The organism is Streptomyces sp. NPDC001450, from assembly GCF_053597295.1.
In genome coordinates, this window is sequence record NZ_JBSFHY010000121.1 from 1 (window position 1) to 3,168 (window position 3,168).

Annotated in this window: 3 protein-coding genes and 2 pseudogenes; 2 read left to right on the top strand and 3 right to left on the bottom strand. The window is 68.4% G+C overall.

Annotated elements, in window-relative coordinates; all coding sequences use genetic code 11:
- Positions 1–769: pseudogene (locus tag ACWC5O_RS45155) on the top strand (hypothetical protein); the annotation flags it as partial.
- 205 nt (positions 770–974) lie between these two features.
- Here the strand turns inward: ACWC5O_RS45155 and ACWC5O_RS45160 are convergent.
- Positions 975–1,211, bottom strand: a complete 237-nt coding sequence (locus ACWC5O_RS45160) for a hypothetical protein (protein WP_450781351.1) — start codon at positions 1,209–1,211, stop codon at positions 975–977.
- Between the two features lie 138 nt (positions 1,212–1,349).
- Between ACWC5O_RS45160 and ACWC5O_RS45165 the strand changes: the two genes are divergently transcribed.
- Positions 1,350–1,802 carry a hypothetical protein gene (locus ACWC5O_RS45165; protein WP_355837830.1) on the top strand — a complete coding sequence of 151 codons (453 nt, stop codon included), beginning with the start codon at positions 1,350–1,352 and terminating at the stop codon, positions 1,800–1,802.
- A 108-nt stretch (positions 1,803–1,910) separates the two neighbouring features.
- On the opposite strand, the pseudogene ACWC5O_RS45170 reads toward ACWC5O_RS45165, so the two are convergent.
- Together ACWC5O_RS45170 and ACWC5O_RS45175 are read right to left on the bottom strand one after the other, a co-directional pair.
- Positions 1,911–2,105: pseudogene (locus tag ACWC5O_RS45170) on the bottom strand (hypothetical protein); the annotation flags it as partial.
- A gap of 174 nt (positions 2,106–2,279) precedes the next feature.
- Positions 2,280–2,873 carry a hypothetical protein gene (locus tag ACWC5O_RS45175; RefSeq protein WP_450781353.1) on the bottom strand — a complete coding sequence of 198 codons (594 nt, stop codon included), beginning with the start codon at positions 2,871–2,873 and terminating at the stop codon, positions 2,280–2,282.
- Positions 2,874–3,168: the final 295 nt, after the last annotated feature.

Consider the following 3,168-nt stretch of genomic DNA (forward strand, 5'->3'; position numbering starts at 1 on the left):
GCTCACCGGCGCCCAGTTGCTCGGCATCCCGGAGATGGCCGAGCTCGGCGGCATCACCGCGTCCACGCTGCGGGCCTACATCTCGCGCAGCAACAGCGAGGTGCCCCAGCCGCAGGCGATGGTCGGCGGCCGCGCCCAGTGGGCGCGCGCGGTGGCGCAGGACTGGGTGGAAGCGCGCCAGCGCTCCTCGGAGGGCATCCGGGCCACCATGTCCGCCGGCGACCGCGACAACCTCTCACCCGGCGCGGCCGCGGTGCGAGACCGGTTCGCCGCCGACTTCCAGAACACTCTGTGGGGACGGCCGGACGTGCGAAAGCGGTGGATCCTGCGTCAGCGCAACGAGACGTCCGTACGCGAGGTCGCCGACACCCTGGCCTGGAGCGTGGCGGTCAGCCTGGACCGCATCCTGCCCACCGACCTCCTGGGCCCGACCATCGTGGGCGCGGTCCTCAACGACTTCGCCGAATCCATCGAGCTCCACGAGCACGGCAAGAAGCGGCAGAAGGACGCGTCGGAGAAGGCGTCCTGGTGGCACCTCAACCTCACGTTCCGCGTGGCCAAGATGCTGGACTGGTACATCCGCCATCACCCCGACGCCGCCCAGTGGTGCATCGGCGACATCATGCGCGAGGCCCACAGGCGGTGGGACGTCCCGCCCCAGCAGACGATCCGCACGCTGAGGCAGGCCCTCGCCCTCGACGGTGAACTGAGCGAGGAGGCCCGCGAGACGTACTTCGCCCTCCTCACGCCGCGCGAACACACCGACTGACCGCGTACGCCCAACAGCAGGGGCCGGAGCCAATGACAGTGGCTCCGGCCCCCTGCGCGCGACTGTAACCCGCCACGGTGCAGCCATCCACGCCGTGAACAACCGCGAGGTACTGCGGGACGCGTTCAAGGTCCACTCCCGTACGGCGGGGCGCTCCTATTACGGCCTCGGGGAACATCGGTACAGCCGTTGGCGCTGAGAACGATCATGGCTCCGTTGGCATGAGGATGCTGACGCGGTTTTCGTACTCGCGGCGGGCCTTGCGCTGGGCGGGGACCGCGGGAATGCCGTGGCCCCCGTCGAGCGGCTGGCAGCGGGTGAGGAGTCCGAGGTGCACGGCGGGGACGGCGTTGACGCGCAGGGTGTAGCCCTGGCCGCGTCGTACGTCCCCGTCGGGCGCTGCTGCAGCGGGTGCTGTACCTCGGACCGCTCCGGCGTCCACTTCGTCGCGGGACAGTGCAGCTCGGCGGGGGCTCTCACGGTCCGGATCCCGGCCTGTCAAGACTTCTCACAGCAACACCATTTTCCTGGTCCGTTCCTACTCGGAGCCCAACTCGTCTCACATGTAACGTGGTTGGCCGTGAGCAGCACCGATGGGGATGCCAACGAGACCGCCGAGCCACTCGAGATCCACGTTGACGCTCGAACGACTCTCTACTTCCACGGCCCCGTGCGCGCAACCCACGCCGCCGGGCCAGACTGGGTGATCCCGGTCATTGCTACGGCGAGCGTCCTGCCCTTCATGCAGGCGCTCGCTGCCGAGGCTGGCAGGCGCTCGTACGAGGCAGCCCGCGAGCGCGTTCGTAATCTGCTGCGCCGGGAGGGGATGTCCACACCACGCTATGACCTCCAGATCAATGTCCGAGAAGACACGTCTGGGCTCACCTTCGCTGTACCGGCGAACCTGCCCGATGAGGCTCTCGCGGCTTTGGCCGTCACGGATCTTGAACGACTCGTGCAGCCTGAGCATGGCATCCCGCCGAACGTCATCTACTGGGATGCCGCGGCCGGGAATTGGCAGAGCAGCCGATAATCTTGGAAGGGCTTTCCGCTGCCTTGCAGCTGATGTCCGAGCTGGGACTCAGGGGCAACGCCGTTCGCAGCCGACGCCGCCCTGGTGCCCGCTGGCTGACGGCCCGCTTCAGTCGGCGGCCGCCTCGTCCTCATCATCGTCCAGCTCCGGGGCATCCGGGTCGCGCAGCGGGCGCAGGGCGCCGACGGCCGGGGTGGAGGCGGTGAAGCTGTAGCGGCCGAGCAGGTTCAGGTTGCGGTGCTTGAGCGGAGACAGGCGGGCGATGTCCTCCTCGCGGATCTCGTGGCCCTCAGCGCGGAAACGAGTGCGGCGGTACCGTGCTGACGATGTGACAGAGCGCCCCGGAGGCTCGACCCTTGGGGCGCGGATGGAGGGGGAGGCGGATGAGCCTCAAGGCAAAGTTCTACCTGCTGATCGCGCTCATCGTGATTGGCGTGCTGATCGGCCTCGGCAACCCGCCATCCTCCTGACCCGTCGTCAGCGGCGCGCCTTGTCGCCGCGGCCGTCCTGGCGGGGTACGTCGGATTTTGCGGGTCGAGTGGCGTGGGCGCTGATTCCGCTGCTGGCGGATGAGGTCTGCGCCGGCTGGCTGGGACGGGAGACGGCGTCTCGGTCGGCGTGCGTGCTGATGCCCTGCCGCATCGTCGCCACCGGTCGGGTAACGACGGCCACGGCCTGTTTGCTGGCCGGGTCGTAGCTGTCGCGGCGGGCGGCCACGATGTCGTCGCCCATGCCCGGGATCAGCCGGAACAACATCGCGCTGGCAAACACGGCGATAACGATGATGGCCAAACCCGAAACGATCGCGTTGGCAGGGTTGGTGTTCGGCTCACCGCCAGAGAGCGCAGAGGCGAGCATCAGCACGATGACGATGATCGGCTTTACAAGGATGATCGCCACCATCATGCCGACCCATCGGCGGACCCGACCCCAGAGGTCACGGTCAACCAGCCCCGCGTAGACGACCGTGCCGAGCACTGCGCCGACGTAGAGCAGCGCGGTCCGTACCACCAGCTCCAGCCACACCACTCCGGCGGCCAGGATCGACACTCCGGCAAGAATGATGCGCACGAGGGGGCCGCCGCTGTCGCCGCTCTGCTCCTTGCGCAGGCCCGGACAACATCACGCTCGCGCTCGTACGCATCGGCGAGTAGCACCCCGACCAGCCCCGGATCTTCCGGTCCGGGGCTTCACAGAGGCGGACCGCTCGGCTCAGGGCTGCTTGACGCAGGTGCCGACCACATAGCCGGTCACCCCGTGCCTGGTGACCTCGACCCAGCGCTTGCTGGTGATTCCGCACTTCGTGTACGACCCGCCGTAGTACATCTGGGACTCCGCGAAGGCGGCGACGTTCAGGCCGGGGTGC